This is a genomic window from uncultured Limnohabitans sp. (genome assembly GCF_937889215.1).
Taxonomy (GTDB): Bacteria; Pseudomonadota; Gammaproteobacteria; order Burkholderiales; family Burkholderiaceae_C; genus Limnohabitans_A.
The window spans coordinates 1-4,216 of the sequence record NZ_CALBEX010000219.1 but is presented as its reverse complement, the minus strand read 5'-3'; the positions used below and the strand labels follow the sequence as shown (position 1 = coordinate 4,216).

Below are 4,216 nucleotides of genomic sequence, written 5' to 3'. Positions count from 1 at the left end.
GGCAGTCAAGCCGGCCGAGCCCCCAGAAGAAGAACCTGAAGTCCTGGACGAGTGAGCCGCAGGGCGCACCGCCCCTCAAGGAGTGAACCTGTGCCCGCTACGCCCCCCGACATCCAGACCTGGCAACAAGACCTGCCCCACGGCATCACCCTGAGCTGCCGCGCCTGCGGCGAACCAGGCCGCCCTGTGCTGTTGTTTCTGCACGGCTTTCCCGAAGGCGCTTGGGTCTGGGACCCTTTTTTGCAGCATTTTTCAAAACCCGAAAACGGCGGCTACCGCTGCATTGCCCCCAACCTGCGCGGCTACGAGCGCTCCAGTGCCCCGCAAGATGTGAAAGCCTACCGCGCCAAACACCTGGTGCAAGACATCGTGGCACTGATCGGCGTGGAATCGGGCCTGGCCCCGTTGGCCGCTCTGGTGGCCCACGACTGGGGCGGAGCCGTGGCCTGGAGCCTGGCCAACCAGCACCCCGAACGCTTGCGTCAGCTGGTCATCATCAACTCGCCCCACCCGGGCACCTTCCTGCACGCCTTGCAAAACGACCCGGCGCAACAAGCGGCCAGCGCCTACATGAATTTTCTCGTGCAACCCGACGCGGCAGCGCAATTGGCCGCCCATGACTTCGAGCGCTTGTTCTGCTTTTTGACCGGGGGAGACCCCTCGCTGCAATCGCTCACCACCCCAGCGTCAGCCCATGGCTCGCCTCAGGCCCCACACTGGCTCACGCCCGCCGTCAAAGCGCAATACCGGCAGGTCTGGCAACACGGCTTGCAAGGCGGCCTCAATTACTACCGTGCCTCGCCTCTGCGCCCTGCCACCGATCAAGACCCTGGGGCGTCGGCGGTGCAAATCCCACCAGAAGCGCTGCGCATCCCAGTTCCCACACTGGTGCTGTGGGCGCAAAAAGATGTGGCCCTGCTGCCGTGCTTGACAGAAGGTCTGGACCACCACATCCCCGACCTGACACTGGTGCCGATGGCCCAGGCCACGCACTGGGTGGTGCACGAGCAAGCCGATCGGGTGATGGCTGAAATAGCCGCCTTTTTGCAAGCCCCTGACGCCTGAACAGCCCGCCTCAGTAAGGGCCTGGCTGTCCATCAGGGCGGGTCTTGAAACGCTTGTGCACCCAGTAATACTGGGTCGGCATGGTGCCAATCAAAGCCTCCAATTCGCGGTTCATGCGGGCGGTGTCGGCCATGAAGTCTTCGGTCGGGAAATCCTGCCAAATCGGCCCCACCTCCATGCAATAACCTTGCGCCGTCATGCGGGTCACCACCGTCACCACCTGGGCTTTGCCCAAACGGGCAAAGCGCGACAGCGAAGGCACGGTCGCAGTGGGAATGCCGAAGAAGGGCACAAACACCGACTCTTTGCGGCCGAAATCCATATCGGGCAACAGGTACAACTTGTCGCCTTGCCGCAAGCCTGACAAGATCTGCTTGACCCCTTCGTGACGAAAATGCATCTTGACCTGCCCAGAGCGGTTGCGCCCTTGGCGAACCCACTCGTCCAATGCGGCATTGCGTTGACGCACATAAATACTGGCCATCGACACCCCGTGCAACTGGGTCAAGGTGCTGCCCCCTGCGTCCAGCCCCACAAAATGCGGTGCCAGCATCACCACGGGCAAGGGGCCTTGCAAGGGCCTCAAATCACCTTGAACCTGCAAACGCCGCTTCAATTGGGCTGGCGAGCCATGCCAAAGCCAAGCGCGGTCCAGCAGCGCTTGGGACACCACCACAAAGTGTTGCCGGGCCATGTGCCAGCGCTGGCTGGGCGTTTGATGCGGAAAGCACAAAGCCAAATTCACCAACACAATGCGCCGCCGCGAACGGGCCAAGGCAAACAGCAAATGCCCCAAAGCCCAACCCAAAGCGCGCAAAGCCCCCAAAGGCCAAAGTGCCAGCCAGCGCATGATCCAAACCACCGGGTGCATCAGGCTTCCTTGCGCGGGGCTTTGTAGCGGGCATAACCCCACAAATACTGCTGAGGGCAAACTCGGACCATGGCCTCCATGGCCTGGTTGATCTGCACCACCGCGGTCTCCAGATCGGTCGACAAGTCGTGGCCCAGCGGCTTCGTGTGCAAGCGGTAGCCACCGCCCCAAGGCAAACGCTCACCCCAAATGAGCACCACCCGCGCCCCGGTTTGCAAGGCCAAGCGAGCGGCCAGCGTCATGGTGTAAGCGGATTGGCCGAAATAAGGGGCCCACAGGCCCATGCCCTCGGGCGGCACCTGGTCGGGCAGCAAACCCACCGCCTTGCCCGCCCGCAAGGCCTTGATCATCTGACGCACCCCCGCCAGCGTGGTGGGCACTGCCTGCAGCCCCGGCCGGTTGCGCGCCAAGGCCATCACCTCGTTCAAGGCCGCCAAACGCGCAGGGCGGTACAAAACAGTCAACCCCCCGTGCTTCGCTCCGAAGCGCAGCGCCAGGGCTTGGGCGGTCACCTCAAAGCAGCCCATGTGCGGGGTCAAAAACAAGACGCCCTGCCCTTGTGCGTAGGCCTCTTCCGCCGCCCGATCGTCGGCCCACTCCAAGTGCGGCGTGCGGCCCAGCCACAAACGCGGCAACTCGGCCGACATGCGGCCCGAGTGCCCCACCGCCCCCAACACGGCACGCAAGCCCAGACCCGCCTGCCGCGCGTTGTCGAGAAAGCGTCTGCGGTAGCTTCCAGACAACAACCACGCAGCCCAGCCCCCCAGCCACCCCAAGGCATGCAAGGCCCACAAGGGCCAATGTGAGAAAAAACGAAACCATCGCGACATAGGGGGGTGATTTTGCCTTGAACCTGGCATGCCATCGCAGGCCCACGCCCAAGCCCGCACCTCAAGACGCGAGCCACCGGTCCAGGCACTACCGGTTTTGTGCCTGCTCGCTACCCGTTCACCCAGAGCCCCATCCGGCGTGCACGCGCCTAACATTCAAAAAGACCAAACCCCTCAAACCACCCGACTCAACGTCCAACGAGGACACACGCATGAAAAACAGCCACAACCCCCAAACTTACGTCAGCACCAGCCAAGCCGCCAAAACCCTGGGCCTGTCGGTAGGCACAGTACAGCGGATGGTGCAAAACGGTGTGTTAGAAGCCTTCATTACCCACGGCGGGCACCGCCGCATTTTGTCCACCTCACTGAACGACTATTGCCAAGAACAAGGCCTCCCTTTGCACACTACCAACACGTCTCGCGTCTGCATCCTGCATGACTGCAAGCACACCACCCCAGCACTGGAGACCCTGAAAGAATGGGCACAGATCACAGTGATGACCCACCCCTTGGACTTGATGGAAATCGCCCCCGATGTCAAAGCCTTTTTCATCGACGCCCGCATCCCTTGGCTGCACAGCTCCCCGGTACACATGGACAACCCGCACCTGCAAAATGCACACTTGCTGGTCTACAACAGCGCCGCCCTGCCCGCCAACAGCCCCATCGCGCCAGACCGGCACGTCAGCCTGTTTAAAAGCGACATCAGCACCGACTTGGTTTTTGGTTATTTGTTGAGCACCGTGCATGCGCAACATGACAAAACCCCGCGACACTGAACACAGTTTCCACGCGATGGCCTTGAAAAGGCCTCAAATGCCCTTATCATTAGCACTCGACGGGGTGGAGTGCTAGCGACGCCATCCCTCAGATTTCAGCGGCACCCTTTGACCGGTGCCCTTGTTTTTTCAACCCTTGTTTCAAATCCAGGAGATTCCATGAAACTGCGTCCTTTGGGCGATCGCGTGATCGTCAAGCGTATCGAAAGCGAAACCAAAACAGCTTCCGGCATCGTCATCCCCGATTCGGCTGCTGAAAAGCCCGATCAAGGTGAAGTCTTGGCCGTTGGCCCAGGCAAGACCAACGACAAAGGCGAGACCAAAGCCCTGAGCGTCAAAGTCGGCGACCGCGTGTTGTTCGGCAAGTACAGCGGCCAGACCGTCAAGGTCGAAGGCGACGAGTTGCTCGTCATGAAAGAAGAAGACCTGTTCGCGGTAGTCGAATAACTTGCGGGACAGACCGACTGACGCGCAAAGCGCCCGTTCGCTCTGTCCTCAACTGATTAATTTGAATTTAGGAGCTTAAAAATGGCAGCAAAAGACGTAATTTTCGGCGGCGAAGCCCGCGCACGCATGGTTGAAGGCGTGAACATTTTGGCCAACGCGGTCAAAGTGACTCTGGGCCCTAAAGGCCGTAACGTGGTTCTGGAGCGCTCGTTCGGCGCCCC

The 4,216-nt window shown here is 61.1% G+C and carries 5 protein-coding genes; 3 read left to right on the top strand and 2 right to left on the bottom strand.

All coding sequences use genetic code 11. The features are described from left to right. The first annotated feature begins 90 nt into the window (after positions 1-90). On the top strand, positions 91-1,065 hold the full coding sequence (locus Q0341_RS05585) for an alpha/beta hydrolase (RefSeq protein WP_299511103.1): 975 nt from the start codon (positions 91-93) through the stop codon (positions 1,063-1,065). Positions 1,066-1,075: 10 nt separating this feature from the next. Here the strand turns inward: Q0341_RS05585 and Q0341_RS05580 are convergent, their stop codons facing one another. Further along, a complete protein-coding gene (locus tag Q0341_RS05580; protein ID WP_299511102.1) occupies positions 1,076-1,936 on the bottom strand; it encodes a lipid A biosynthesis acyltransferase in 861 nt (286 codons plus the stop codon). After that, positions 1,936-2,766 carry a lysophospholipid acyltransferase family protein gene (locus Q0341_RS05575; RefSeq protein WP_299511101.1) on the bottom strand — a complete coding sequence of 277 codons (831 nt, stop codon included), beginning with the start codon at positions 2,764-2,766 and terminating at the stop codon, positions 1,936-1,938. The genes Q0341_RS05580 and Q0341_RS05575 overlap by 1 nt, the downstream gene beginning before the upstream one ends. 212 nt (positions 2,767-2,978) lie before the next feature. Here Q0341_RS05575 and Q0341_RS05570 point away from each other — a divergent pair, with 212 nt between their 5' ends. Then, positions 2,979-3,548: a helix-turn-helix domain-containing protein gene (locus tag Q0341_RS05570; RefSeq protein WP_299511099.1), complete on the top strand. Its 570-nt coding sequence runs from the start codon at positions 2,979-2,981 to the stop codon at positions 3,546-3,548. Between the two features lie 159 nt (positions 3,549-3,707). Then, entirely contained in the window at positions 3,708-3,995 is a 288-nt protein-coding gene (gene groES / locus Q0341_RS05565) for a co-chaperone GroES (RefSeq protein ID WP_108285148.1), read from the top strand. Positions 3,996-4,216 lie beyond the last annotated feature (221 nt).